We start from the raw sequence: 25,347 nt of genomic DNA on the forward strand, positions 1-25,347 counted from the left end.
GTGGCGTTATGCTATCACTTGCCTTTTCCCGTCTAGCCCGCTGGTCTTCCAGCTGCCTATCTCTCTCCAGGCCGTGGACGCTGCCCATGAATGGACTTTTAGTCGCCTTGCGCGCCTGTAGGCATCGCCATGCTCTCTGTCTGTTGCTGCTGTTGGTCGCCTTCGACTGCCGGGCGCAGGTGCTGCTGCTCGACGATCCCGCCCGCACCTACGATCCGCGGCCAGTATTGGAAATCCTCAAGGCGCCGGCCAGCCTGAGTTTCGCCGAGGCCGCCGCCCGACCCAGCGGAACGGAACAGGGCTGGCATGCGCCTGGCGTGCTGGAGATGCTGCTTCACGACGGGCGCCAGGGACTCTGGCTGCGCTTTCGCATCCAGGGGCGCGATGACCAGGCCTGGTGGCTGATTCCCAGCTGGCCGGTGCTGGATCGGCTCGACGTGCGCACGCGCGACAGCGCTGGCCGCTGGAGCCCGCTGCAACGGAGTGGCATCGCCTTGCCGGTAGCGGCGCGAGCCCTGCCTGGCCGCCAGCTGATATTCGCTCTTACGCCAAAGGCCGGCGCCGTGGAAGAGGTCTATCTACGCCTGGAGTCGCGCGAGACCTTCATCCTGCCGCTGCGCCTGGTGACGCCGACTGTCTATCTGAAGGAAGCCCAGCAGGATGCCTGGCTGATCGGCGGCTTCTTTGGTGGTCTGTTCACCATCCTGTTGCTGACCCTCACGCTGTGGAGCTTCGGGCGCCGCTCGGGTTTTGGCTGGTATGCCCTCTATCTGCTCAGCGTCATCGGGTATCAGGCGGTGACCACCGGCTACGGCGCCTGGCTGCTCTGGCCGGACAGTCCGGCCTTCGGCCTGCGTGCCCACCTGGTGTGTGCCGCCCTGTGCTTCCTGAGCGCGGGCCTGTTCGTCCGCTATCTGCTCAGCCTCTATCACGGTGGCCGCTGGATCGACTTTGGCAATCGCCTGCTCATCGGCTATTGGAGCGTGGCGCTGGTCGTCGCGCTGTTCTGGCCGAATCTGCTGAGCTTCCAGGAACTGCTCGGCATGATGGCGCTGAGTTGCCTGGGCCTGCTGGGCACCACCTCGTACCTGGCGCTGCATGGCAATCGCATGGCGCTGTGGTTCAGCGCCGCCTGGGCGTTGCTGCTGCTGGGCAGTCTGGTCCAGTTGCTGGCGGTCGCGGGTTGGCTGGCGCCGACGAGCCTGGCCTTCCACGGTCAGATGACCGGCTTCGCGCTGGGCTTCGTGGTCCTGTCCATAGGGCTCAGTGAGGGCCTCAGCCTGCGACGGCGCGCGCGGATCGAGGCGCAGCGCCAGGCGCTGGAAGCCTCGACCGCCCTGACGCGGGAGCGAGAGGCCTCCTTTGTCGAGCTGGAACTGCGAGTGGCGCTGCGCACGGTGGAGTTGCAGCAGGCCAAGGCCGCGCTGGAGCGATTGAATCGGGAGCTGCTGCATCAGAGCCAGACCGATCCCCTGACCGGGCTGAGCAATCGCCGGCATTTCGAGCGGGTCTTCCAGCAGGAGATCCGGCGCGCCATTCGCGCGGAGCGTCCATTGGCGGTGCTGCTGCTGGACATCGATCATTTCAAGGCGGTCAACGACACCCATGGCCATACCCTGGGTGATGAATGCCTGAAGTGCGTGGCCGAGGTGCTGGGCCGGCACACCCAGCGTGCCGGTGAGGTGGCGGCGCGCTACGGCGGCGAGGAGTTCGTCATCGCCTTGCCAGGCAGCGACCTGGCGGCGGCCCAGGTGCTGGCGGAGCGTATCCGTCAGGAGGTGGCGGGGTTGGAGCTGGAAGCCGAGCAGGGGCGGTTGCGGCTGTCGCTCAGTCTTGGCGTCGCGGTGGCCGTGCCGAGCAACCTCGAACACGGCCTGGGACTGCTGGAAGATGCCGATCGGGCGCTCTATGCCGCCAAGCGCGGCGGCCGCAACCGCGTCTGCCTGAGCGATGGCCTGCCGGGGCTGGGCAGCGGCCGCGGCTGAGGGCGCCCCTTCTCAGCGTTCTTCGGGTGAGTGCCGGCGGGCGTCCTTGGGGTCCAGCTTGATGACCTTGGCCAGGACGATCTTCGGGCCCTTCATCTTCTTGACGATGATGCGCAAGCCTTCGGCGTCCAGCACCGTCTCTTCTTCCGGAACGCGCTTCAGGCTGTCGTAGATCAGGCCAGCCAGGGTTTCGGCCTCGACGTGGTCCAGGTCGATGCCCAGCAGCCGCTCGACCTTGAACAGGGGGGTGTCGCCCCGCACCAGCAGCTTGCCCGGCTGGTAGGCCACCACGCCGCGTTCGGTCTTGCGGTGTTCGTCCTGGATGTCGCCCACCAGCACCTCGAGCACGTCCTCCATGGTCAGGAAGCCGATGACCTTGTGGTCGGCTTCCTCCACCAGCACGAAGTGCGCGCCACCGCGGCGGAATTGCTCCAGCAGTTCCGACAGCGGCATGTGCTTGGTCACCCGCTCCAGCGGATGCACGAGGTCGTCGAGGTCAAAGGAGGCGACTTCGCTGTCCAGCCCGGCGATGGCCAGGAGCAGGTCCTTGATGTGCAGCACCCCGGTAAAGGTCTGGCTGTCTTCGTCATAGACCGGATAGCGGCTGTATTTGGAGCGGCGGATCTGGGTGAGGATCTCGTCCAGACTGGCCTTGCTGTCCAGGTAGATCAGGTCTTCGCGGGAGTTGGCCCAGTCCACCACCTCCAGCTCGCCCAGCTCCACGGCCGAGGCCAGCACCCGGCTGTCCGGGTCGGTGGCGCGGTTGGAGTGCAGGATCAGCTTGAGTTCGTCGCGGCTGTAGTGGTGCTCGTGGTGCGCGCCCGGCTCGCCCTGGCCGGCGATGCGCAGGATGCCGTTGGCGCTGGCATTGAGCAGCCAGATGGCCGGATACATCAGCCAGTAGAAGAGGTACAGCGGCACCGCCGTCCACAGCGAAAGCAGGTCGGGCTTGCGGATCGCCCAGGACTTGGGTGCCAGCTCGCCGACTACGATGTGCAGGTAGGAGATGATGAAGAAGGCCGAAAAGAAGGCGATGCCGTGGATCACCTCGGGGCTGTTGACCCCCACGGCACCGAGCACCGGTTCGAGCAATTCGGCGAAGGCCGGCTCGCCGACCCAGCCCAGGCCCAGGGAGGCCAGGGTGATGCCGAGCTGGCAGGCGGAGAGGTAGGCGTCGAGCTGGTTGTGCACCTTCTTGAGGATGCGTCCGCGCCAGCCGTGCTTCTTGGCGATGGCCTCCACGCGGGTAGCGCGCAGCTTGACCATGGCGAACTCGGCGGCGACGAAGAAGCCGTTGAGCAGCACGAGGAAGAAAGCAAAGAACACGAGGCCGAGATCGGCGAACAACGTCGAGGAAAGACTAGTGGAAGGGTCCATTAGGGCCGAGAGCTGGAGAAAGGTCGCCTAAGCATGGGGGCGGGGCAGGGCAGTTGCAAGATGTTGCGCCCGACGGATGGTCGGGTTGGCGCCTGTCAGGTTCCGCGTCACGTCTGGCGCAGGCCTTTGCCCCGGCTCAGGTCCAGCCCTCCAGACGCATGGTCGCCCGTACCAGCCGCTGCTCTTCCTGTTCGATCTCGCGCAGGCTGTCCCTGACGCTGTGGATATGGTCGCGAGCGGCGGCGTGGGCCTCGTCGGGCAGGCGTCCACTCACCGCGGCATAGAGGCGGGCGTGCTGGGCGTCGATTTCGCGGCGCTGCGGCGGGCGGTGATAGAGATTGGCGATGCAGGCGAACACCGATCCCAGCAGCAATTCGTTGAGCGATTGCAGGGTGTGCACCAGCACCGGGTTGTGCGAGGCCTCGCTGATCGCCAGGTGGAAGGCGTGGTCGAGGCGGGCATGGGTTTCCGCGGGCAGGCTGGCCGGATCCTGGCAGGCGGCGCAGAGCTCCTCGTAGCGCCGACCGATCAGCACCAGGTCGGCGGTGGTGGCGCGCAGCGCGGCCAGGCGCGCGGCCTCGCCCTCCAACAGCGCGCGGACTTCCAGCAGGTCGTAGAGGGTGCGCGGTTGGCTGCTGAACAGGTGCAGCAGGGGATTTTCCGCCGCCGGCGCCGCCAGCCGGGCGACGAAGCTGCCCTGGCCGTGGCGCGTCTCGATGATGCCACGGGCACGCAGCAGGCCCAGGCCCTCGCGCAGGGCGGTCCGGGAGACGCCGAGCTTGTCGCACAGGCGCCGCTCGGAGGGGAGCGGCTGGCCGACCTTGAGCACGCCGTCCACCACCAGGCGTTCGATCTGCTGGCTGACGTTCTCGGCGACGGGAAGGCGGGCGATGGGCGCGGACATGCTGGTTTCCTGCTGGTATGACCACAAGGTTCAGCGCTAGTGAGCCACTGGCGCTCATCGCCGTCAAGGCGGCAGAAACAGGCTAATCCTTTGGTCGAAGAAGACGAAAAAACTGGTATGACCAGTACGCCGAGCAATGGACGGGCCCGTTGCAGTCGGGGTACAACGAAGCCTCTCCAGCCAGAACAACAACAAGGGTGGTTACCCGATGAGCCTGGTCTACGACGAACGTCTCGACGGCGTCTTGCCCCGCCCGGACAAGGCGCAGCTGTTGCAGCGACTGCGCGCCGCGCTGCCCGAGCACTGCCTGCTGCACGACAGGGAAGACCTCAAGCCCTACGAATGCGACGGCCTAGCGGCCTACCGCACCACGCCGCTGCTGGTGGTGCTGCCGGAAACAGTGGAGCAGGTGCAGGCGACCCTGCGCCTCTGCCATGAGCTGAACGTACCCCTGGTGGCGCGCGGTGCCGGTACCGGTCTCTCCGGCGGTGCCCTGCCGCTGGAGCAGGGCGTGCTGCTGGTGATGGCGCGCTTCAATCGCATCCTCGCGGTGGATCCCGATGGCCGCCGTGCCCGGGTCCAGCCCGGGGTGCGCAACCTGGCCATCTCCCAGGCCGCGGCGCCCCATGATCTCTACTACGCTCCCGATCCCTCGTCGCAGATCGCCTGCTCCATCGGCGGCAACGTGGCCGAGAACGCCGGCGGCGTGCACTGCCTGAAATACGGCCTGACCGTGCACAACGTGCTGGCGGTGGAGATCGTCACCCTGGAGGGTGAGCGCCTGACCCTGGGCAGCGCCGCCCTGGACAGTCCCGGCTTCGACCTGCTGGCCCTGTTCACCGGCTCCGAGGGCCTGCTCGGGGTGGTGGTGGAAGTGACCGTCAAGCTGCTACCCAAGCCGCCCTGTGCCCGGGTGGTGATGGCCAGCTTCGCCGACATCGAGCGCGCCGGGGCGGCGGTGGCCGACATCATCGCCGCCGGCATCATCCCCGGTGGCCTGGAGATGATGGACAACCTGACCCTGAGAGCCGCCGAGGACTTCATCCACGCCGGCTACCCGGTGGACGCCGCGGCCATCCTGCTCTGCGAACTGGACGGGGTGGAGGCCGACGTGGCCGCCGATATCGAGCGCGTCAGCAGCCTGCTGGCCGCCGCCGGTGCCACCGAGATCCGCCTGGCCCGCGACGAGGCCGAGCGGCAGAAATTCTGGGCCGGGCGCAAGAACGCCTTTCCCGCCGTGGGGCGGCTGTCGCCCGACTACTACTGCATGGACGGCACCATCCCGCGTCGCGCCCTGCCCGAAGTCCTGCGCGGTATCGAGGCCTTGTCGGCGGAATACGGCCTGGCGGTGGGCAACGTCTTCCACGCCGGCGACGGCAACCTGCATCCGCTGATCCTCTTCGATGCCAATCGTCCCGGCGAACTGGAGCAGGCCGAGGCCCTGGGCGGGCGCATCCTCGATCTGTGCGTGGCGGTGGGGGGCACCATCACCGGCGAACACGGCGTGGGTCGCGAGAAGATCAACGCCATGTGCACCCAGTTCCAGCCGGGCGAGCTGACCTTCTTCCACGCGGTGAAGGCCGCCTTCGACGCTCCTGGGCTGCTCAACCCCGGCAAGAACGTGCCGACCCTGCACCGCTGCGCCGAGTTCGGCGGGCTGCACGTGCACCACGGCCAGTTGCCCCACCCCGAACTGGAGCGTTTCTGATGGACAACTTGGAACTGCTCCTCGACCAGGTCCGCGAGGCCCTGACTCGTCGCCAGCCGCTGCGTATCCATGGCGGCGACACCAAGGCCCACCTGGGCCGCCCGGTGGACGGTGAGCCGCTGGACGTCAGTGGCCATCGCGGCCTGGTGCACTACGACCCCACCGAGCTGGTAGCCACGGTCCGTACCGGCACGCCGCTGGCCGAACTCAATGCCGCCCTGGCCGAGCAGGGCCAGATGCTGCCCTGCGAACCGCCAGGGCTGGGGGAGGGCGCCACGGTTGGCGGCACCCTGGCCTGTGGGCTTTCCGGTCCGCGGCGGCCCTGGGCCGGCAGCCTGAGGGATTTCGTCCTGGGTACCCGACTGATCACCGGCACTGGCGAACACCTGAGATTTGGCGGCGAGGTAATGAAGAACGTCGCCGGCTACGACGTCTCCCGGTTGCTGGCCGGCAGCCAGGGCTGCCTGGGGGTGGTCACCGAGGTGTCCTTCAAGGTCCTGCCCAAGCCGCGCTGCACCCAGAGCCTGAGTCTGGAACTGGACGCCGAGCGCGCCCTGCAGCGCCTCGCCGCCTGGGGCCGTGAAGCTCTGCCGATCTCGGCGGCCTGCCATGACGGCCAGCGTCTGCACCTGCGCCTGGAAGGTGGGGAGGGTTCGGTACGCTCGGCGGTCGATCGCCTTGGCGGTGACAGCCTGGCCGAGGCTTTCTGGGACGACCTCAACGAGCAGCGCCTGGCCTTCTTCGCCGGCCCCGCGCCGCTGTGGCGACTGTCGGTACCGGTCAATACGCCATTGCTGGAGCTGCCCGGCACCCGGCTGCTGGACTGGGGCGGTGCCCAGTACTGGCTCAAGAGCGATGCCCCGGCCACGGTCCTGCGCGAGATCGCCGAGCGCGCTGGCGGCCATGCCCTCTGCTATACGCCCGACGCCGAACGCGAGGCCCAGCATCCGCTGCCGGCCGCGCTGCTGGACTATCACCGTCGCCTCAAGGCGCGCCTGGACCCCCAGGGGATCTTCAATCCGGGTCGGCTGTACGCCGGGCTGTAAGGGAGCGATGTCATGCAAACCAATCTGAGTCCCGCCGCCCGCGAACTGCCCCGCGCCGCCGATGCCGAGCGGGTGCTGCGCAGCTGCGTGCACTGCGGCTTCTGCAATGCCACCTGCCCGACCTACCAGCTGCTCGGCGACGAGCTGGACGGGCCCCGTGGGCGCATCTACCTGATCAAGGGCATGCTCGAGGGCGGCGAGGTCAGCGAAAAGACCCGCGAGCACCTGGACCGCTGTCTGACCTGCCGCAACTGCGAGACGACCTGTCCCTCGGGCGTCTCCTACCACGAGCTGCTCGATATCGGCCGCGCCGAGGTGGAGCGCCGGGTGCCGCGGCCCCTGGGTCAGCGCCTGTTGCGCGCCGGACTGCGCCAGGTGCTGCCGCAGCCACGGCTGTTCGGCGCCCTGCTGAAAAGCGGCCAGACCCTGCGACCGCTGTTGCCGGCCAGCGTCCAGGCCAAACTGCCGGCGCGCATCGCCGCGCCCGGGGTGCGTCCGGCACCTCGCCATGCCCGGCGCATGCTGATCCTCGAAGGCTGTGTGCAACCGGGGCTGTCGCCCAATACCAATGCCGCCACCGCGCGGGTGCTGGATCGCCTCGGTATCAGCCTGGACGCCGCGCCCCGCGCCGGTTGCTGCGGCGCGGTGGACTATCACCTCAATGCCCAGGAAGCCGGCCTCGACCGCGCCCGGCGCAACATCGACGCCTGGTGGCCGGCCCTGCAGGGCGGCGCCGAGGCCATCATCCAGACCGCCAGCGGCTGCGGCGCCTTCGTCAAGGAATACGCCAGCCTGCTCAAGGACGACCCGGTCTACGCCGCCAAGGCCCGGGAGGTCTCGGCGCGCACCCTTGATCTGGTGGAGGTGCTGCGTGATCTGCCACTGGAGGAGTTGCGCCTGACGGACACCCCGCGGCTGGCGTTCCACTGCCCTTGCACCTTGCAACACGCCCAGCGCCTGGGTGGCGCCGTGGAAGGCGTGCTGCAACGCCTGGGCTTTCCGCTGGCGCCGGTGCCGGACGGCCACCTCTGCTGCGGCTCGGCCGGCACCTATTCGCTGACCCAGCCGGACTTGTCGCGGCGGCTGCGCGACGCCAAGCTCGATGCCCTGGAGAGCGGCCACCCCGAGGTGATCGCCACCGCCAACATCGGTTGCCAGAGCCATCTCGACGGCGCCGGGAGAACTCCCGTGCGCCACTGGATCGAAATCCTCGACGCGGCCCTGGCCGCCCCGACCCAACCCTGAACCCTGGAGGCCCCATGAAGACCAAAGCCGTACTCACCCTTGCCGAGATCGACACCCTGCTGGCCGCCGGTCGCGCCGAAGCCGAACGCCAGGGCTGGGCGGTGTGCATCGCCGTGGCCGATGACGGCGGCCATCCGCTGGCCCTGCTGCGCCTCGACGGCGCCGCGCCCAACAGTGCCTACATCGCTCCGGAAAAGGCCCGTAGCGCCGCCCTGGCGCGCAAGGAGTCCAAGGTGCTGGAAGAGATGATCAACAACGGGCGTACCGCCTTTCTCAGCGCGCCGCTGATGCAGGGCATGCTCGAAGGCGGGGTACCCATCCTGGTGGATGGCCAGGTGGTGGGCGCGGTCGGCGTCTCCGGCGTCAAGGCCCCGGAAGATGCCCAGGTCGCCAAGGCGGCCATCGCGGCACTGGGTTAACCCTCTCTCGACATTCTCGTTATCAAGGAAAGCCATCATGACCGACCGCATTACCCTGGGCCGCCTGCAGGTGGCCACCGAACTGCAGCGCTTCATCGACGAAGAGGTGCTGCCCGGCACCGGTCTCGACACCGCCGCCTTCTGGTCGGGGGTGGATACCCTGGTGCACGAGTTGGCACCCCGTAATCGCGAGCTTCTGGCCGAGCGTGATCGCCTGCAGGTGGAGCTCGACAACTGGCACGGTGCCCACCCCGGCCCGGTTACCGACCTGCCTGCCTACCAGGCCTTTCTCGAAGGCATCGGCTATCTTCAGCCCGTGCCCGCCCAGGTCCAGGCCAGCACTGCCGGCGTCGACCGCGAGATCGCCGAGCAGGCCGGTCCGCAGCTGGTGGTACCGGTGCTCAACGCCCGCTACGCCCTGAACGCCGCCAATGCCCGCTGGGGCTCGCTGTACGACGCCCTCTATGGCACCGACGCCCTGCCGGAAAGCGACGGCGCCGAACGCGGCAAGGGCTACAACCCCACCCGCGGTGCCAAGGTGGTGGCCTTCGCCCGCCAGGTGCTGGACGGCGTGGCCCCCCTGGCCGGTGGCTCGCACAAGGACGCCACCGCCTACCGCGTGCAGGATGGTCGTCTGGTGGTGGACCTCAAGAGCGGCACCAGCGAACTGGCCGATCCGGCCGCCTTCGTCGGCTACCACGGCGATGCCGCCGCGCCGTCTGCGGTGCTCTTGCGTCATAACGGCCTGCACCTGGAGATCCAGATCGACCGCGACAGCGCCATCGGCAAGACCGACGCCGCCGGGGTCAAGGACCTGCTGCTGGAAGCCGCGGTCAGCACCATCATGGACCTGGAAGACTCCATCGCCGCGGTGGACGCCGCCGACAAGGTCCTGGCCTATCGCAACTGGCTGGGCCTGATGAAGGGCGACCTGGCCGAAGAGGTCAGCAAGGGTGGCGAGACCTTTACCCGTCGCCTCAACTCCGACCGCGAGTACCAGGGCGCCGACGGCCAGCCGCTGACCCTGCATGGTCGCTCGCTGCTGTTCATCCGCAATGTCGGCCACCTGATGACCAACCCGGCGGTGTTGCTGGAAGAGGGTCGCGAGATTCCCGAGGGCATCCTCGACGCCGTGGTGACCGTCACCTGCGCCCTGCACGACCTCAAGCGGCAGGGCAATTCCCGTAGCGGCTCGGTGTACATCGTCAAACCCAAGATGCACGGCCCGGCCGAAGTGGCCTTCGCCGTCGAGCTGTTCGACCGCGTCGAGGCCCTGCTGGGGCTGCCGGCCAACACCGTCAAGCTGGGCATCATGGACGAGGAACGCCGCACCAGCGTCAACCTCAAGGCCTGCATCGCCGCCGCTTCGGCGCGGGTGGCCTTCATCAACACCGGCTTCCTCGACCGCACGGGCGACGAGATGCACACCGCCATGCTGGCCGGGCCCATGTTGCGCAAGGGCGACATGAAAACCTCCAAGTGGATCACCGCCTATGAGCGCAACAACGTGCTAGTGGGCCTGGCCTGCGGACTGCGCGGCAAGGCGCAGATCGGCAAGGGCATGTGGGCCATGCCCGACCTGATGGCCGCCATGCTGGAGCAGAAGATCGGCCATCCCAAGGCCGGCGCCAACACCGCCTGGGTACCGTCGCCCACCGCTGCCGTGCTGCATGCCCTGCATTACCACCAGGTCAACGTCCAGCAGGTCCAGCAGGAGCTGGAGCGCACCGATGTCGACGCCGCCCGTGGCGAACTGCTCGCCGGCCTGCTCAGCGTGCCGGTGGCCGAGTCGCCGGACTGGTCCGCCGAGGCCATCCAGCAGGAACTGGACAACAACTGCCAGGGCATCCTCGGCTACGTGGTGCGCTGGGTCGACCAGGGCGTGGGCTGCTCCAAGGTGCCCGACATCCACGATGTCGGCCTGATGGAGGACCGCGCCACCCTGCGCATCTCCAGCCAGCACATCGCCAACTGGTTGCACCACGGCGTGGTCAGCGCCGAACAGGTGGACGAGACGCTGCAGCGCATGGCCAAGGTGGTGGACGGCCAGAACGCCGGGGATGCGCTCTACGAGCCCATGGCCGGCCACTTCGACAGCTCCTATGCCTATCGCGCCGCCCGCGATCTCATCTTCAAGGGCCGCGAGCAGCCCAGCGGCTACACCGAGCCGCTGCTGCACGCCTGGCGCCTGAAGAAGAAAGCGGGGGCCTGACCCGGCCAAGGCTCCCGTCCGGCGCGGGCGGGAGCCACTTTTGCACGGAGCGGTGCCGGTGGTCCTCCGACCACCGCCTCTTCCCTTGCCACTGGCGAATTTTTATACTATCAGGTCCCCCGTTCCCGGGATCATCATCGCCACGAGGAAGACCATGGCCCGCGTTACTGTCGAAGACTGCCTGGACAACGTAGACAACCGATTCGAGCTGGTCATGCTCGCCACCAAGCGCTCGCGCCAGCTGGCCACCGGCGGCAAGGAGCCCAAGGTACCGTGGGACAACGACAAGCCCACCGTCGTCGCCCTGCGCGAGATCGCCGAAGGCCTGGTCGACGAGGAAGTCATCCGTCTTGACGACATCGTCGAAGAAGAGCCGCTGTTCGCCGCCTTCGAAGTCAACGAAGAAGCGGACGGCGAGGCGCTCTAAGCCATGGCCGCCGAGCCTGCGTATGGTGACGTCCGCCCGACCGGCATCGACCTGCTGGCCGAGCGTCTGGCGAGCTACCTGACCCCCGACCAGGTCAATCTGGTCCGGCGGGCCTACTACTACGCCGAGCAGGCTCACGATGGGCAGCGCCGCCGCAGCGGCGAGCCCTATGTCACCCATCCACTGGCGGTCGCCAACATCCTCGCCGACATGCACATGGACCATCAGAGCCTGATGGCGGCCATGCTGCACGACGTGATCGAGGACACCGGCATCGCCAAGGAAGCCCTGGTCGGCCAGTTCGGCGAGACCGTGGCGGAGCTGGTGGACGGGGTCAGCAAGCTGACCCAGATGAAGTTCGAGACCAAGGCCGAGGCCCAGGCGGAGAACTTCCAGAAGATGACCATGGCGATGTCCAAGGACATCCGCGTCATCCTGGTCAAGCTGGCCGACCGGCTGCACAACATGCGCACCCTGGACGCCATGCCGCCGGATAAGAGCCGGCGCATCGCCAAGGAAACCCTGGAAATCTACGCGCCCATCGCCAACCGGCTGGGCATGCACGATTTCTATGTGGAATTCGAGGACCTGGGCTTTCGCGCCATGCACCCGATGCGCGCCGAGCGCATCCAGCGGGCGGTCAAGACGGCCCGTGGCAATCGCCGCGAGATCCTCGGCAAGATCCAAGAGTCTCTGGCCAACTGCCTGGCCCGCGAAGGCCTGGATGGCGAGGTGGTTGGCCGTGAGAAGCACCTGCACAGCATCTACCAGAAGATGCGCGGCAAGCGGAAGTCGTTCAACGAGATCATGGACGTCTACGGTTTCCGCATCATCGTCGACAAGGTCGACACCTGCTACCGCGTGCTCGGCGCGGTGCACAATCTCTACAAGCCGTTCCCGGGGCGCTTCAAGGACTACATCGCCATCCCCAAGGCCAACGGCTACCAGTCCCTGCACACCACCCTGTTCGGCATGCACGGCGTGCCCATCGAGATCCAGATCCGCACCCGCGAAATGGAAGAGATGGCCAACAACGGCATCGCCGCCCATGGCCTGTACAAGGCCGGGGGCGACGAGCCGCGCGCCAGCCATTTGCGCGCCCGCCAGTGGGTGAAGGGCATCCTCGAGTTGCAGCAACGTGCGGGCAACTCCCTGGAATTCATCGAGAACGTGAAGATCGACCTCTTCCCCGACGAGGTCTATGTCTTCACCCCCAAGGGCCGCATCATGGAGCTGCCCAAGGGCTCCACGGCCGTGGACTTCGCCTACGCGGTGCACACCGACGTGGGCAACAGCTGCATCGCCTGCCGCATCAACCGCCGCCTGGCGCCGCTGTCGCAGCCGCTGGGCAGTGGTGAAACGGTGGAGATCGTCACCGCGCCTGGCGCCCGGCCCAATCCGGCCTGGCTCAACTTCGTGGTCACCGGCAAGGCCCGTACCAATATCCGCCATGCGCTCAAGCAGCAGCGTCGCTCCGAGTCCATCAGCCTCGGCGAGCGGCTGTTGAACAAGGCGTTGTCCGGCTTTGGCACCCAGCTGTCGAAGATCTCGCCGATGCGCATCCTCTCGGTGCTCGGCGAATACAAGGGTGTGGTACTGGAGGACCTGCTCGAGGAGATCGGCCTGGGCAATCGCATGGCCTACGTGGTAGCGCGGCGCCTGGTGTCCGGCAGCGAGCAGGAAGAGCCGCTGGAGCCGCAGCCCGGCACAACGCCGCAGGGACCGCTGGCCATCCGCGGCTCCGAAGGCCTGGTGATCAGCTACGCCAAGTGCTGCACGCCGATTCCGGGCGATCCCATCGTCGGCCACCTGTCGGCCGGCAAGGGCATGGTGATCCACCTGGAAAACTGCCGGAACATCGCCGAATTCCGGCACAACAGCGAAAAGTGCATCGTGCTCAACTGGGCCAAGGACGTCACCGGCGAATTCAGCGTCGAGTTGCGCGTCCAGCTGGAACATCAGCGCGGCCTGATCGCCATGCTGGCCAACAACGTCACCGCTGCGGACGCCAACGTTGAGAAGATCGGCATGAACGAACGCGATGGCCGGATCAGCGTGGTCCAGCTGGTGGTCAGTGTGCATGACCGTGTCCATCTGGCGCGGGTGATCAAGAAGCTGCGCACGCTCAAGGGCGTGGCTGGTATCACTCGGGTTCGCAGCTGAGGTTGCAGTGGGTCGCCACGGGCTTGCAGAATCGAGCCTTTCCCGCACAGGAGCGACCCATGAGCAAGCAAGTGATCCACACCGACAAGGCGCCTGCCGCCATTGGTACCTATTCCCAGGCGATCAAGGTCGGTGACACCGTCTATCTCTCCGGGCAGATCCCGCTCAATCCCACCAGCATGGAGCTGGTAGACGGCTTCGAGGCCCAGGTGGTCCAGGTGTTCGAAAACCTCAAGGCCGTGGCCGAGGCCGCCGGTGGTTCGCTGGCCGACATCGTCAAGCTGAACATCTTCCTGATCGACCTTGCGCACTTCGCCACCGTCAACGAGATCATGGGCCGCTACTTCCAGCAGCCCTATCCCGCCCGCGCCGCCATCGGCGTGGCCGCGCTGCCCAAGGGTTCGCAAGTGGAAATGGACGGGGTGTTGGTGCTGGGTTGATCCCGGCACAGAACCCGTAGGTTGGGCTGAGCGCAGCGAAGCCCAACAACGGAGCACGCTGTCTGCCCCGCGTTGTTGGGCTTCGACGATAAGGCCGTCTCAGCCCAACCTACGGAGCCGATCCCAACGCAGAACCCGTAGGTTGGGCTGAGTGCAGCGAAGCCCAACAACGGAGCACGCTGTCAGCTCCGCGTTGTTGGGCTTCGACGATAAAGCCGTCTCAGCCCAACCTACGGAGCCGATCCCAACGCAGAACCCGTAGGTTGGGTTGAGCGCAGCGAAGCCCAACAACAAAGCAAGCTGTCAGCCCCGTTTTGTTGGGCTTCGACGATGGAGCCGTCTCAGCCCAACCTACGGATGCATCGTGGCAATGGGGCCGAACAGGCCGATGGCAAAAAACAAAAAAGCCGACCATCTCGCGACGGTCGGCTTTTTCATGCCTGCCTGTTTAGGCCGGGATGGACTTGATCTTCGGCATCCGCGCCCAGCAGCGATGCTTGGCGATGGCGGCGAAGAAGTCCTGCTGTACCGCCTTGAAGTCGCTACCGGTGAGCAGCGCCTCGTCGGGGTTCAGGTAGACCGCCTTGAGCAACTGCTCGGCTTCGCCGGTGAGGGCGATGGCCTTGAGGTGCTTGTAGGCTTCCAGCAGGTAGTGCTTGATGACGCCGTCGTCGAGCATGGCCTTGACGCTTTCGGCGCCGCCCGGCACATAGACCGCGTCCAATGCTACCGATGGCATGCCCTCGGCCGAACCGTCCACGGCCACTTCGCTGCCGTCGGCGGCCTTGACCGGGCCGGCGGTCGGGCCGAGTACCTTCACATGGGCGCCTTCGGCCTTGAGTGCCTGCTTGATGGCGTCCACTTCGCTGGCGATGACGCCGTCACCCACCAGTACCGCCACCTTGAAGCCCTTGATGTTGCCGGACAGCAGGTTGAGCTGGCTCAGCGCCGGCGACTTGTCGATGGAGATCTGGCGCGGTTGCACGGTGGGTGCGGTGGGCGGCGTCACGCCGATCTTCTTGGCCACCTTCTGCGCGAGGTCCAGATCGATGTTGGCGAGGATCTCGTTGACTTGACGTTCACGGATCCACATCCGCTCGACCTTGCCCAGCTCGAAGCTGTAGGCATCGGCGACGTGGGCCTGCTCGGCTTCCGACAGGCTGTTGTAGAACAGCGTGGCCTGGGAGAAGTGGTCGCCGAAGGACTCGCTACGCTCCCGTACCTTGTGGCCGTCGATGCGCTCGTAGTAGCTCTCGAAGCCACCATCCTGGGGCGCTGGCGGGGTTTCCTTGGGCCAGCCACCATCGATGGAGTTGGGCTCGTAGGAGGCGCGACCCTTGTCGATGGTCATGCGGTACTTGGCGTCACGCTGGCCATTGTGGTTCGGCACCACCGGGCGGTTGACCGGCAGCTCATGGAAGTTCGGGCCACCGAGGCGGCTGATCTGGGTATCGGTGTAGGAGAACAGCCGGCCCTGCAGCAGGGGATCGTTGGTGAAGTCGATGCCGGGGACGACGTGGCCTGGGCAGAAGGCGACCTGCTCGGTTTCGGCGAAGTAGTTGTCCGGGTTGCGGTTGAGCACCAGCTTGCCCAGGGGCGTGATGGGCACCAGCTCCTCGGGGATGATCTTGGTGGCGTCGAGGATGTCCCAGTCGAACTTGTGCTCGTCTTCCTCGGGGATGATCTGCACGCCGAATTCCCACTCGGGATAGTCACCGGATTCGATGGCTTCCCAGAGGTCGCGGCGGTGGGCATCGGTGTCCTTGCCCGCCAGCTTCTGGGCTTCGTCCCACACCAAGGAACGCACGCCACCGGCGGGTTTTAGGTGGATCTTGACGAAGACCCCCTTGCCCGCGGTGTTGATCATGCGGAAGGTGTGGATGCCGAAGCCCTGCATGCTGCGCAGGTTCACCGGGATGGCGCGGTCGGTCATGGTCCAGAGCACCATGTGCGCCGACTCGGGCACCAGGGAGACGAAGTCCCAGAAGGTATCGTGGGCGCTGCCGCCGGTGGGGATCTCGTTGTGCGGCTCGGGCTTCACCGCATGGACGAAGTCCGGGAACTTGATGGCGTCCTGGATGAAGAAGACCGGCATGTTGTTGCCGACCATGTCCCAGTTGCCTTCCTCGGTGTAGAACTTGATGGCGAAGCCGCGCACGTCGCGCACGGTGTCGCCCGAACCACGCGGGCCCTGCACGGTGGAGAAGCGCACGAACACCGGGGTCTGGTGGTTGGGGTCGCGGAAGAGGGCGGCCTTGGTCAGGTCGGACCAGTCCTGGTAGGGCTGGAAATAGCCATAGGCACCGGTGCCGCGGGCATGGACGATGCGCTCCGGGATGCGCTCGTGGTCGAAGTGGGTGATCTTCTCCCGCATGATGAAGTCTTCGAGCAGGGAGGGCCCGCGGGTACCGGCGCGCAGCGAATTCTGGTTGTCGGCGATCTTCACGCCATGATTGGTGCGCAGTGCCTGGCCGGTGGCATCGGAGCGGAATTGTTCCAGCTGTTCGAGTTTCTTCGAGGTGTTCTGGCGATCCAGGGTATCGGTACCGGCGAGTTCACTCTTGGGGGGCGTAGCCATGGAAGGTCCTCATCAGGCGCCTGTCAGGCGCTCTTTGCGTCCCCTACGGAATGTGGGGCGAATTCAGGCAGTCCTCTAGTGACTCGCGGTTTAGAGCCGGTGTTCCGCTTGGGTGATACGGAGCGACGGGCTGTGTGCTGCCAAATGTGCCCGGCCTGGGCTGGCCATATGCCTTTATTGGCTTAATACCCGACAACAAGTGCTAAGCAGATATAAGCGCTCGCGTTAAACTGCGCGGCTGGATCTCCATCCTGCCGTCTTACGAAACACTCAAGGTTTTTCCATTGATTGAATTCCACGCTGTCCACAAGACGTACCGCACGCGCGGTCGCGAGGTCGCGGCGCTCCAGCCGGTCGACCTGAGGATCGACGCCGGCGAGATCTTCGGCCTGATCGGCCACTCCGGTGCGGGCAAGAGTACCCTCTTGCGCCTGATCAACCGCCTCGAAGCCCCCAGTGGCGGTCGCCTGCTGGTCGATGGTGCCGAGGTCACCGCACTGGGATCGAGCGAGCTGCGCGATTTCCGTCGCCGCATCGGCATGATCTTCCAGCACTTCAATCTGCTCTCGTCCAAGACCGTGGCGGCCAACGTGGCCCTGCCGCTGGAGCTGGCGGGTGGCCGTTCGCGGGCGCAGATCGCCCAGCGGGTCGAGGAGCTGCTGGCGCGGGTCGGGTTGTCCGACCAGGCACGCAAGTATCCGGCGCAGCTCTCCGGTGGCCAGAAACAGCGCGTCGGCATCGCCCGCGCCCTGGCTACCGAGCCGAAGATCCTGCTCTGCGACGAGGCCACCAGTGCCCTCGATCCCCAGACCACCGCCCAGGTGCTGCAACTGCTCGCCGAGCTCAATCGCGAACTGGGCCTGACCATCGTGCTGATCACCCACGAGATGGACGTGATCCGTCGCGTCTGCGACCGGGTCGCCGTGCTCGACGGCGGCGCCGTGGTGGAGCAGGGCACCGTGGCCGATGTCTTCCTGCATCCGCAACATCCCACCACCCGCCGCTTCGTGTTCGAGGCCGAGCACCAGGACGAGGCCGACCTGGCCGAGGCCTATGCCCACGTCGAGGGGCGCATCCTGCGCCTGACCTTCCGCGGCGAAGCCACCTATGCACCGCTGCTGGGCCACGTCGCCCGGGAGACCGGTGTGGACTACAGCATTCTCGGCGGTCGCATCGACCGCATCCGGGACGAGCCCTATGGCCAGCTGACCATCGCCCTGGTGGGCGGTGATCTGGACGCCGCCCTGGCTCGCTTCCAGGCCGCCGACGTCACCGTGGAGGTCCTGCGCTGATGGACGAACTCTTCAGCAACATCGACTGGGCCGAGATCTGGCAGGCGACCCAGGACACCCTGGCCATGCTCGGCTGGTCCATGCTCTTCACCCTGATCCTCGGCCTGCCGCTGGGCGTGCTGCTGTTTCTCACCAGCCGCCGCCAGTTGCTGGAGCAGCCGCTGGTCTACGGCATCCTGTCCTTCGTGGTCAACGTGCTGCGCTCGGTGCCCTTCATCATCCTGCTGATCCTGATGATCCCCATCACGGTCTGGCTGATCGGCACCTCGCTGGGCGTCGAGGGCGCCATCCCGCCGCTGGTGGTGGGCGCCGCACCCTTCTTTGCCCGGCTGGTGGAAACCGCCCTGCGCGAGGTCGACCGCGGCATCATCGAGGCCACCCAGGCCATGGGTGCCAGTCTCTGGCAGATCGTCACCCGCACCCTGCTGCCCGAGGCCCTGCCGGGGCTGATCGCGGCCACCACCGTCACCGCCATCGCCCTGGTGTCCTACACCGCCATGGCCGGGGTAATCGGCGGCGGCGGCCTGGGCGATCTGGCCATCCGTTTCGGCTACCAGCGCTTCCAGACCGACGTCATGGTGGTCACGGTGCTCTTGCTGCTGGTGCTGGTCCAGGTACTGCAGATGGTCGGCGATCGCCTCGTCGCCCATTTCAGTCGTCGTTGATCGCGGGCTTTGCTGGAAAGGTCGCCGGCCGAGCGCGGGCCCCTTTCCGCGGAGCCCAAGGCTTCATCCACTCGCGGTTTCTTAAAAGGAAAATCCAGATGTCGCTGAAACGTACCCTGCTGTCCCTGGCCTTCGGCCTGAGTGTTGCCACCGCCGCCCAGGCCGAGACCCTGACCGTCGCGGTCAATCCGGTTCCCCATGCTGAAATCCTGGAATTCATCAAGCCGCAGCTGGCCAAGGAAGGCGTGGACCTGAAGATCAAGGTCTTCACCGACTACATCCAGCCTGATCGCCAGACCGATCAGAAGCAGGTGGATGCCAACTACTTCCAGACCAAGCCCTATTACGCCAGCTACCAGAAGAGCAACCCGAGCAGCGACCAGGTGCCGGTGGTGGCGGTGCACGTCGAGCCCTTCGGTGCCTACTCGCAGAAGATCAAGGACATCAAGGAGCTCAAGGACGGCGCCACCGTGGCCATCCCCAACGATCCGAGCAACTCCGGTCGTGCGCTCTTGCTGATCGCCAAGCAGGGCCTGATCACCCTCAAGGATCCGAGCAACGTCACCGCTACCCCGCGTGACGTCGTCGAGAATCCCAAGCACCTGAAGTTCAAGGAGCTGGAAGCCGCGACCCTGCCGCGCGTGCTGAACCAGGTCGACCTGGCACTGATCAACGCCAACTACGCGCTGGAAGCCAAGCTGGTGCCGACCAAGGACGCCCTCTTCATCGAGAGCGGCGAGTCGCCCTACGCCAACCTGCTCTACACCCGCGCCGACAAGGCCAACGATCCGGCCATCCAGAAGCTGGCCAAGGCCCTGACCACTCCCGAGGTGAAGCAATTCATCGAGAAGAAGTATCAGGGCGCGGTCGTGCCCGCGTTCTAAGAACCTCGCTCCAGCTGCCGCCGGCGCTCGCTAGAGGCGCCGGCGGTTCCACCCCGCCTTAGGAAACTGTCATGAAGAAACTGCTCGCCACCGCCGCCCTGCTGGCTGCCAGCCTGACCGCCCACGCCGCCGAGACCCTCAGCGTCGCCGCCACCCCGGTGCCTCACGCGGAGATCCTCGAGTTCGTCAAACCCCAGCTGGCCAAGGAAGGGGTGGACCTGCAGATCAAGGTCTTCACCGACTACGTGCAGCCCAACCTGCAGGTGGCCCAGAAGCGTCTGGATGCCAACTTCTTCCAACACCAGCCCTACCTGGACGAGTTCAACAAGAGCCGTGGCACGGACCTGGTGACCGTGGCCCAGGTGCACGTCGAGCCTTTCGGCATCTACTCGCAGAAGATCAAGAAGCTCGATGAAGTCCGCGAGGGCGCCATCGTGGCCATCCCCAGCGACGCCACCAACGGCGGTCGTGCCCTGCTGCTGCTGGAAAAAGCCGGCCTGATCAAGCTCAAGGACAGCGCCAACATCCTGGCCACGCCCAAGGACATCGCCGAGAATCCCAAGAAGCTCAAGTTCAAGGAGCTGGAAGCCGCGACCCTGCCGCGGGTGCTGAATCAGGTCGACCTGGCGCTGATCAACACCAACTACGCCCTGGAAGCCAAGCTCAATCCGACCCAGGACGCCCTGCTGCTGGAAGGCAAGGAATCGCCCTACGCCAACATCCTGGTCGCCCGTCCGGACAACAAGGACAGCGATGCCATGCAGAAGCTGGCCAAGGCGCTGAACACTCCGGCGGTGAAGCAATTCATCGAAGAGAAGTACAAGGGCGCCGTGGTCCCGGCGTTCTAAGCGTTGCCCAAATGAAAAACGCCGGCCTTGTGCCGGCGTTTTTCATGGTGCTCGTCAGGCCGCTGGCTCGGCGGTGGCCGGCACGCTGCCCCTGCGCCCGATGATCACCAGCAGCACGGCCGCACCCGCTGCCATCAGGAGCGGCAGGGCATGACCGGTGAGCCACTGGCTGGCGGCACCGGTGACCAGGGGGCCAACCAGGCAGCCGAGACCCCAGAGCTGGGCGATGCAGGCATTGGCGCTGACCAGCTGGGCGTCGCGGTAGCGCTCGCCCACCAGGATCAGCGCCAGGGTGAAGAGCCCGCCCGCGGTGGCGCCGAACAGCACCAGTAGCGGCCAGACGCCCGGGGTATGCAGCAGCAGTGGCAGGGCCAGGCTGACCGCCAGCAGGCCCAGGGTGCAGCCGAGAAACAGTCCCTGCCGGGAGAGGCGGTCGGCGAGCAGGCCCAGGGGTAGCTGCAGCAGAGCATCGCCCACCACCACGGCGCTGACCATGTACAGCGCCAGTTGCTGGCCGAAGCCCTGGTTGAGGGCATAGACCGGCAGCAGGGTAAGGATCATCGCCTCGAAGCAGGCGAACAGCGCTACCGCCCAGGCGATGGCCGGGGCGCCACGGCAGAAGTCGAGCAGCGCCTGCCAGGCGGCGGTGTGGCCGCCGGCCGCCGGGGCGCCTTGGCGACCGAGCAGCAGGGTGGCGCCACCGAGCATCAGCAGCGCACCTAGCCAGAAGCCCTGGTCGCCCTCGGTGCCCAGTACCCCCAGCAGCAGCGGTCCGGCCAGCTGGCTCAGGGCATAGCTGCTGCCATAGAGGGCCACCAGGCGACCGCGCCAGCGATCGGTGATGACCTGGTTCATCCAGCTTTCGCCCAGCACGAAGACCAGGGTGAGGATGGCGCCCAGGGCCAGGCGCAGCAGCAGCCACAGCAGATAGCTGGGCAGCAGCGAGAGCAGGATCAGCGAGGCGGCGCCCGTCACCAGGCACAGCTGCATCAGTCGTGGCGTGCCGACTCGCGCGGCCAGGCGGCCCGCCAGGCTGGCGCCGGTGAGGATGCCGAGGGCCGGCGATGCGGCCATGACGCCAATGGCGAAGCTGCCATAGCCCCAGCTCTCCAGCCGCAGCGAGACCAGCGGCATCGACAGGCCGATGGCCAGGCCGACACTGATGACGCTACCCAGCACGGCGAAATAGATGGCCCAGGGCATGGAGGAAGACGGGGAATTCATGGATTCAGCCTATCTGATGAAAGCGGATCGCGGATAGTCGCGGAGCGTGGGTCGCGGCGACGGCGACACCCGTACGGGTTCCGGCACGGTTGGCCTTTGCCGGGCTTTCGCGTAGCGTGCGCGCTACCTGAAGCCGGTTGAGAGATAACAGAACATGCGGAAATGGCAGTGCATCGTGTGCGGCTATATCTATGACGAAGCCCTGGGCTGGCCGGATGACGGCATCGCGCCGGGGACGCGTTGGGAAGATGTGCCCGAAGACTGGCTGTGCCCGGATTGCGGCGTGGGCAAGGGCGATTTCGAGATGATCGCCATCGGCTGATCGTCGCCGCTTCCTGCGGAAACAAAAAAGGCATCGCACGATGCGATGCCTTTTGGCTGTAGCGGCCATCCGTGCCGTCTGATTATCAGCCTTCGATGCTGTCCTTCAGCGCCTTGCCGGGCTTGAACGCCACCGTGTTGCTCGCACGAATCTTGACCGGCTCGCCGGTCTGGGGATTCTTCCCCATGCGGGCACCGCGATGACGCGGCAAGAAGGTACCGAAGCCGACCAGCGTCACACTGTCCTTGCGGTGCAGCGCATTCGCAATCTCGTCCAACAGCGTGTTGAGCACGACGTTGGCCTGTTCCTTTGGAAGTCCGACTTTTTCAGCGATCACAGTCGCCAATTCAGGCTTGCGCATAGCTACCTCTCGTGGAGTCATTTTTAGCCGTGTGGGCGTCGCATGGCTTTCCTGGCAAAGCGATTACCCCCGAGATAGAGGGTGGCCCGACACAAAGATCATTGGTGCGACAAAAGTCGAACCAGATAGCGTTATAAGGCAAAGCTGAGAAGAGCGAAAGTTAATTAGCAGACTATTAGCCGTTGGTAGGATGACCGACACCAACTTTGGTGTTCAACGGGGATTTTGGCCGTTATTTGTGGACAGAATGTCCGCGATATGGCTGGGGCGAGAGTGGCAGGGATGACGGCGAGGGGCTCTGGCAAGCCACTGTAGCGGCAGGGGCGGGCGCTTTCGGGTAGTAACGTCTTGCAACGATTTGCGATGGATAGACAAAGGTGGCGGAGCGTCGTCCGGACGCTCCGCCACCCTGGATCAGGCCGGAACCTGAGTCGACATCACCGATTGCCCGGCTGGCGCCTGACCTTCCAGGCGCCGCTCCAGCGCCTTGGGCTCGATCACCAGTCGCATGCCATTGCTTGCCTGGGTCCGCCCCCAGTCCTCCAGGAGCTCCATGCAGGCATGGTCGATGTAGGACACGCGATCCAGCGGCACATGCAGGGTGGTGCCCGGCTTGACCTGGTCCAGTACCTTGGTCAGCTGAGGCACGCGTAGGAAGGTCGCGGCGCCCACCAGGCGCAGTTCAGCCTGCGTGGGTTCGTCCTCACGATAGGTCAGGCTGACCTTGAGCTGCGCCGCCTTGACGGCGAGGAAGGCGATCGACAGGCCGAAGCCCACCAGCACCCCGGTGAGCAGGTCGGTGGCGACGATCATCAGTGCGGTCAGGGCATAGATGGCCATGGGCGCCCGGCCGTAGCGCTTGAGACCGGTCAGCGACTTGGGATCGGCCAGTTTGATGCCGGTGAACACCAGCACCCCCGCCAGACTCGCTACCGGCACCAGCTTGAGCACGAAGGGCAGGGCGGCGACGAAGGCCAGCAGCCAAAGGCCGTGAAAGATGGTGGAGGCGCGACTGGTGGCACCGGCCTGGACGTTGGCCGAGCTGCGTACGATGACCCCGGTCATCGGCAGGGCGCCAACGGCACCACACAGCAGATTGCCGATGCCCTGAGCGCCCAGTTCGCGGTCGAAGTGCGAGCGCGGCCCGTTGTGCATGCGATCCACCGCGGCGGCCGAGAGTAGGGTCTCGGCACTGGCGATGAAGGCCAGCGCCAGGGCGGCCACCACCAGTTCGGCGTTGGCCAGCATGCCGAGATCGGCGAAGGTCACCCAATCGATGGCATCGGCCAGATTGTTTGGCACTTCCACGCGGCGGATGTCCAGCGCCAGCCAGAGGCTGGCCAGGGTAGCCAGGGTCACGCCGATCAGGGCGCCCGGCAGGAAGCGCAGCGTCTGCGGGCGGAATTTCTCCCATAGCCACATGCTGGCGATGGTCAGCAGGCCGATCAGCGCCGCCTGGGCGCCGCTACCACTGCCGTTCCACTGGCCGGCCGCGGTGATGGCGGCACCCGGGAAGGCCAGCAGGTTGGAAAGACCCGACGCCGCCGGTTTGGCGTCCAGCATCACGTGCAATTGCGAGAGCACGATCAGGATACCGATGCCGGCCAGCATGCCGTAGACCACCGCCGGCGAGGTGACGCGGAACCAGGCGCCCAGCCGGGTGAGACCGGCGACGAGCTGCAGGAGACCGGCCAGCAGCAGTACCGGGCCCAGGGCCTCGATGCCGTGCCGGTTGATCAGGTCGAACACCAGCACCACCAGGCCGGCGGCGGGACCACTGACCTGCAACGGCGAGCCGGCGAGAAAGCCGACCACCAGGCCACCGATGATGCCGGTGATGATGCCCTTGGCCGGCGGCATGCCGGAGGCGATGGCGATCCCCATGCACAGCGGCAGGGCGACCAGAAACACCACGAGTGAAGCCAGGGCATCGCGCGACAGGTTGCGCCCCGGGGTCTGTTGATTGCCAAGCATGGTCCTGGTCCTCCAGCGACTAGGGAAAAGGGTGCCCGCGCGTCATATCACGTCATATGACACGGTTCGGGATTCAAGCGGCTAGCGGAAGGGTGGACGGTCCCCGTGGAGCCCCAAGAGTGGATCGCCCTGCGCGGTGCGCTGTTATAGGGGCGGATCGGTTGATCCGTCTCAAGGCGGCCAGCCGGCGAACCGGGTGGCCGCGGTAGATCAGGCCTGTTGCAAGCGCGGACGCGGGGTGGCGACCGGCATGTTTTCGCCGTCCAGGGGCAGGAAGCGCTCCTGTTGGGCGTCGTACGCCTTGATCTCGCTGGTCTCGATGGAATAGACCCAGCCGTGGATCTGCAGCTGACCGCTGGCCAGACGCGACGCCACCGAGGGGTGGGTGCGCAGGTGCACCAGCTGGGCCACCACGTTTTCCTCGGTCAGGAAACCCAGGGTGCCGCCGTGGCCGCAGTCGCAATGGCTGTGGTCCTCGACCACGGTACGGGCGACCTCGGCATGGCGCAGCCAGACCTTTACCGTCGGCATCTTTTCCAGCGGATCGGGATTGAGCACCGCCTTCATGGCGCCACAGTCGGAATGGCCGCAGATGATGATGTGCTTCACGCCCAGGGCCACGACCGCGTATTCAATGGCGGTGGAGACGCCGCCGTTCATCTGGCCGTAGGGAGGCACCACGTTGCCGACGTTACGGGTCACGAACAGGTCGCCCGGCGAACTCTGGGTGATCAGTTCCGGGACGATCCGCGAGTCGGCACAGGTGATGAACATGGCCTTGGGCGACTGCGCACTGGCGAGTTTCTTGAACAGCGCTTCCTGTTCGGGAAAGACATCCTGGCGGAAACGCTTGAAACCATCGACCAGCTGCAGGAGGGCCTCGTCGGGTGCGCCGAAGGGGGTATCCGTGTTGTCGCTCATCTGTTTCTGACCTCTCTCAAGTACGCAATGGCAGCGGCAAGCGCTGGTTAGTGGCTAGACGCCCCCTGGCATCGCCTCGATACGCCCCGGCCTCTCGGGCTCTGGTGGCTTCATTGTCTGGCGATCCATCGCGTATTCGGGCAGCGTCCCGGCACCCGGTGTCGCATCTTGGTGAACACAACCTTAATCCACGCTGAAACAATCGCTCGTGACCGACAACGCAGAAGATATTTCAAACTACTACTGAGATCATACCGCCATTATCGCAACACGATCAGTGCATTTAGACCTTTTATCTGCACGAACTCGACATTTCGCCACCGGATCGCGCTTTTCCCCGTGAAGAAAACGT

Annotated in this window: 21 protein-coding genes; 14 read left to right on the forward strand and 7 right to left on the reverse strand. The window is 66.0% G+C overall.

All coding sequences use genetic code 11. The annotated features are described in order from the left end of the window. The first annotated feature begins 86 nt into the window (after positions 1–86). Positions 87–1,985: a sensor domain-containing diguanylate cyclase gene (locus ACUCV0_RS13180; protein WP_482212888.1), complete on the forward strand. Its 1,899-nt coding sequence runs from the start codon at positions 87–89 to the stop codon at positions 1,983–1,985. Positions 1,986–1,997: 12 nt separating this feature from the next. On the opposite strand, the gene ACUCV0_RS13185 is transcribed toward ACUCV0_RS13180, so the two are convergent. Further along, positions 1,998–3,362, reverse strand: a complete 1,365-nt coding sequence (locus ACUCV0_RS13185) for a hemolysin family protein (protein ID WP_059316655.1) — start codon at positions 3,360–3,362, stop codon at positions 1,998–2,000. Between the two features lie 136 nt (positions 3,363–3,498). After that, positions 3,499–4,266 (reverse strand): transcriptional regulator GlcC, encoded by a 768-nt coding sequence (glcC, locus tag ACUCV0_RS13190; protein WP_059316654.1) that lies wholly within the window; start codon positions 4,264–4,266, stop codon positions 3,499–3,501. 208 nt (positions 4,267–4,474) lie between these two features. Here glcC and glcD point away from each other — a divergent pair, with 208 nt between their 5' ends. The 8 genes from glcD (at position 4,475) to ACUCV0_RS13230 (ending at position 13,926) form a co-directional block, all read left to right on the forward strand. Next, complete coding sequence (gene glcD, locus ACUCV0_RS13195; RefSeq protein ID WP_482212889.1) at positions 4,475–5,974, forward strand: glycolate oxidase subunit GlcD; 1,500 nt, start codon at positions 4,475–4,477, stop codon at positions 5,972–5,974. Further along, positions 5,974–7,020 carry a glycolate oxidase subunit GlcE gene (gene glcE / locus ACUCV0_RS13200; protein ID WP_482212890.1) on the forward strand — a complete coding sequence of 349 codons (1,047 nt, stop codon included), beginning with the start codon at positions 5,974–5,976 and terminating at the stop codon, positions 7,018–7,020. The genes glcD and glcE overlap by 1 nt, the downstream gene beginning before the upstream one ends. A gap of 12 nt (positions 7,021–7,032) precedes the next feature. Continuing rightward, entirely contained in the window at positions 7,033–8,265 is a 1,233-nt protein-coding gene (gene glcF, locus ACUCV0_RS13205; RefSeq protein WP_482212891.1) for a glycolate oxidase subunit GlcF, read from the forward strand. Between the two features lie 14 nt (positions 8,266–8,279). After that, positions 8,280–8,684, forward strand: a complete 405-nt coding sequence (locus ACUCV0_RS13210; protein ID WP_017639294.1) for a heme-binding protein — start codon at positions 8,280–8,282, stop codon at positions 8,682–8,684. A 37-nt stretch (positions 8,685–8,721) separates the two neighbouring features. Next, positions 8,722–10,896 carry a malate synthase G gene (locus tag ACUCV0_RS13215; protein WP_482212892.1) on the forward strand — a complete coding sequence of 725 codons (2,175 nt, stop codon included), beginning with the start codon at positions 8,722–8,724 and terminating at the stop codon, positions 10,894–10,896. 154 nt (positions 10,897–11,050) lie between these two features. Further along, complete coding sequence (rpoZ, locus tag ACUCV0_RS13220) at positions 11,051–11,323, forward strand: DNA-directed RNA polymerase subunit omega (RefSeq protein ID WP_007161465.1); 273 nt, start codon at positions 11,051–11,053, stop codon at positions 11,321–11,323. A gap of 3 nt (positions 11,324–11,326) precedes the next feature. Continuing rightward, entirely contained in the window at positions 11,327–13,486 is a 2,160-nt protein-coding gene (gene spoT, locus ACUCV0_RS13225; RefSeq protein ID WP_059316649.1) for a bifunctional GTP diphosphokinase/guanosine-3',5'-bis pyrophosphate 3'-pyrophosphohydrolase, read from the forward strand. A 59-nt stretch (positions 13,487–13,545) separates the two neighbouring features. Then, entirely contained in the window at positions 13,546–13,926 is a 381-nt protein-coding gene (locus ACUCV0_RS13230) for a RidA family protein (protein ID WP_271653379.1), read from the forward strand. Positions 13,927–14,374: 448 nt separating this feature from the next. Here ACUCV0_RS13230 and katE read toward each other — a convergent pair whose 3' ends face one another. Beyond that, entirely contained in the window at positions 14,375–16,504 is a 2,130-nt protein-coding gene (gene katE, locus ACUCV0_RS13235; protein ID WP_482212893.1) for a catalase HPII, read from the reverse strand. Between the two features lie 284 nt (positions 16,505–16,788). Between katE and ACUCV0_RS13240 the strand changes: the two genes are divergently transcribed. The 4 genes from ACUCV0_RS13240 to ACUCV0_RS13255 all read left to right on the forward strand — a co-directional run bounded on the left by ACUCV0_RS13240 (position 16,789) and on the right by ACUCV0_RS13255 (position 20,193). Beyond that, complete coding sequence (locus tag ACUCV0_RS13240; RefSeq protein ID WP_313649183.1) at positions 16,789–17,796, forward strand: ATP-binding cassette domain-containing protein; 1,008 nt, start codon at positions 16,789–16,791, stop codon at positions 17,794–17,796. Next, on the forward strand, positions 17,796–18,461 hold the full coding sequence (locus tag ACUCV0_RS13245; protein WP_017639302.1) for a methionine ABC transporter permease: 666 nt from the start codon (positions 17,796–17,798) through the stop codon (positions 18,459–18,461). Before ACUCV0_RS13240 ends, ACUCV0_RS13245 begins: the two co-directional genes overlap by 1 nt. 104 nt (positions 18,462–18,565) lie before the next feature. After that, a complete protein-coding gene (locus tag ACUCV0_RS13250) occupies positions 18,566–19,345 on the forward strand; it encodes a MetQ/NlpA family ABC transporter substrate-binding protein (protein ID WP_271655878.1) in 780 nt (259 codons plus the stop codon). A 71-nt stretch (positions 19,346–19,416) separates the two neighbouring features. Further along, on the forward strand, positions 19,417–20,193 hold the full coding sequence (locus ACUCV0_RS13255; RefSeq protein WP_313649184.1) for a MetQ/NlpA family ABC transporter substrate-binding protein: 777 nt from the start codon (positions 19,417–19,419) through the stop codon (positions 20,191–20,193). A 54-nt stretch (positions 20,194–20,247) separates the two neighbouring features. Here ACUCV0_RS13255 and ACUCV0_RS13260 read toward each other — a convergent pair whose 3' ends face one another. Then, the gene (locus tag ACUCV0_RS13260; protein ID WP_313649192.1) at positions 20,248–21,396 is read right to left on the reverse strand and encodes an MFS transporter; all 1,149 of its coding nucleotides are present in this window, start codon (positions 21,394–21,396) and stop codon (positions 20,248–20,250) included. 175 nt (positions 21,397–21,571) lie between these two features. On the opposite strand from ACUCV0_RS13260, the gene ACUCV0_RS13265 reads away from it, so the two are divergent. Next, positions 21,572–21,739, forward strand: a complete 168-nt coding sequence (locus ACUCV0_RS13265) for a rubredoxin (protein WP_007161456.1) — start codon at positions 21,572–21,574, stop codon at positions 21,737–21,739. An 85-nt stretch (positions 21,740–21,824) separates the two neighbouring features. Here ACUCV0_RS13265 and ACUCV0_RS13270 read toward each other — a convergent pair whose 3' ends face one another. From ACUCV0_RS13270 to ACUCV0_RS13280, 3 genes are all read right to left on the reverse strand, one after another. Then, on the reverse strand, positions 21,825–22,100 hold the full coding sequence (locus ACUCV0_RS13270) for an HU family DNA-binding protein (protein ID WP_017639309.1): 276 nt from the start codon (positions 22,098–22,100) through the stop codon (positions 21,825–21,827). 414 nt (positions 22,101–22,514) lie between these two features. Next, a complete protein-coding gene (locus ACUCV0_RS13275; RefSeq protein WP_482212894.1) occupies positions 22,515–24,074 on the reverse strand; it encodes a SulP family inorganic anion transporter in 1,560 nt (519 codons plus the stop codon). A gap of 210 nt (positions 24,075–24,284) precedes the next feature. Beyond that, complete coding sequence (locus tag ACUCV0_RS13280; protein ID WP_059316642.1) at positions 24,285–24,995, reverse strand: carbonic anhydrase; 711 nt, start codon at positions 24,993–24,995, stop codon at positions 24,285–24,287. Positions 24,996–25,347 lie beyond the last annotated feature (352 nt).

This window comes from Pseudomonas sp. VMV1 (assembly GCF_056790235.1).

Coding starts and splice junctions, on each gene's coding strand:
- katE (WP_482212893.1), bottom strand. CDS start 16,504: ATGGCTACGCCCCCCAAGAGTGAACTCGCCGGTACCGATACCCTGGAT.
- ACUCV0_RS13255 (WP_313649184.1), top strand. CDS start 19,417: ATGAAGAAACTGCTCGCCACCGCCGCCCTGCTGGCTGCCAGCCTGACC.
- ACUCV0_RS13280 (WP_059316642.1), bottom strand. CDS start 24,995: ATGAGCGACAACACGGATACCCCCTTCGGCGCACCCGACGAGGCCCTC.
- ACUCV0_RS13275 (WP_482212894.1), bottom strand. CDS start 24,074: ATGCTTGGCAATCAACAGACCCCGGGGCGCAACCTGTCGCGCGATGCC.
- glcC (WP_059316654.1), bottom strand. CDS start 4,266: ATGTCCGCGCCCATCGCCCGCCTTCCCGTCGCCGAGAACGTCAGCCAG.
- ACUCV0_RS13270 (WP_017639309.1), bottom strand. CDS start 22,100: ATGCGCAAGCCTGAATTGGCGACTGTGATCGCTGAAAAAGTCGGACTT.
- ACUCV0_RS13185 (WP_059316655.1), bottom strand. CDS start 3,362: ATGGACCCTTCCACTAGTCTTTCCTCGACGTTGTTCGCCGATCTCGGC.
- glcE (WP_482212890.1), top strand. CDS start 5,974: ATGGACAACTTGGAACTGCTCCTCGACCAGGTCCGCGAGGCCCTGACT.
- ACUCV0_RS13260 (WP_313649192.1), bottom strand. CDS start 21,396: ATGCCCTGGGCCATCTATTTCGCCGTGCTGGGTAGCGTCATCAGTGTC.
- rpoZ (WP_007161465.1), top strand. CDS start 11,051: ATGGCCCGCGTTACTGTCGAAGACTGCCTGGACAACGTAGACAACCGA.
- ACUCV0_RS13245 (WP_017639302.1), top strand. CDS start 17,796: ATGGACGAACTCTTCAGCAACATCGACTGGGCCGAGATCTGGCAGGCG.
- ACUCV0_RS13210 (WP_017639294.1), top strand. CDS start 8,280: ATGAAGACCAAAGCCGTACTCACCCTTGCCGAGATCGACACCCTGCTG.
- ACUCV0_RS13180 (WP_482212888.1), top strand. CDS start 87: ATGAATGGACTTTTAGTCGCCTTGCGCGCCTGTAGGCATCGCCATGCT.
- glcF (WP_482212891.1), top strand. CDS start 7,033: ATGCAAACCAATCTGAGTCCCGCCGCCCGCGAACTGCCCCGCGCCGCC.
- glcD (WP_482212889.1), top strand. CDS start 4,475: ATGAGCCTGGTCTACGACGAACGTCTCGACGGCGTCTTGCCCCGCCCG.
- ACUCV0_RS13265 (WP_007161456.1), top strand. CDS start 21,572: ATGCGGAAATGGCAGTGCATCGTGTGCGGCTATATCTATGACGAAGCC.
- ACUCV0_RS13230 (WP_271653379.1), top strand. CDS start 13,546: ATGAGCAAGCAAGTGATCCACACCGACAAGGCGCCTGCCGCCATTGGT.
- spoT (WP_059316649.1), top strand. CDS start 11,327: ATGGCCGCCGAGCCTGCGTATGGTGACGTCCGCCCGACCGGCATCGAC.
- ACUCV0_RS13215 (WP_482212892.1), top strand. CDS start 8,722: ATGACCGACCGCATTACCCTGGGCCGCCTGCAGGTGGCCACCGAACTG.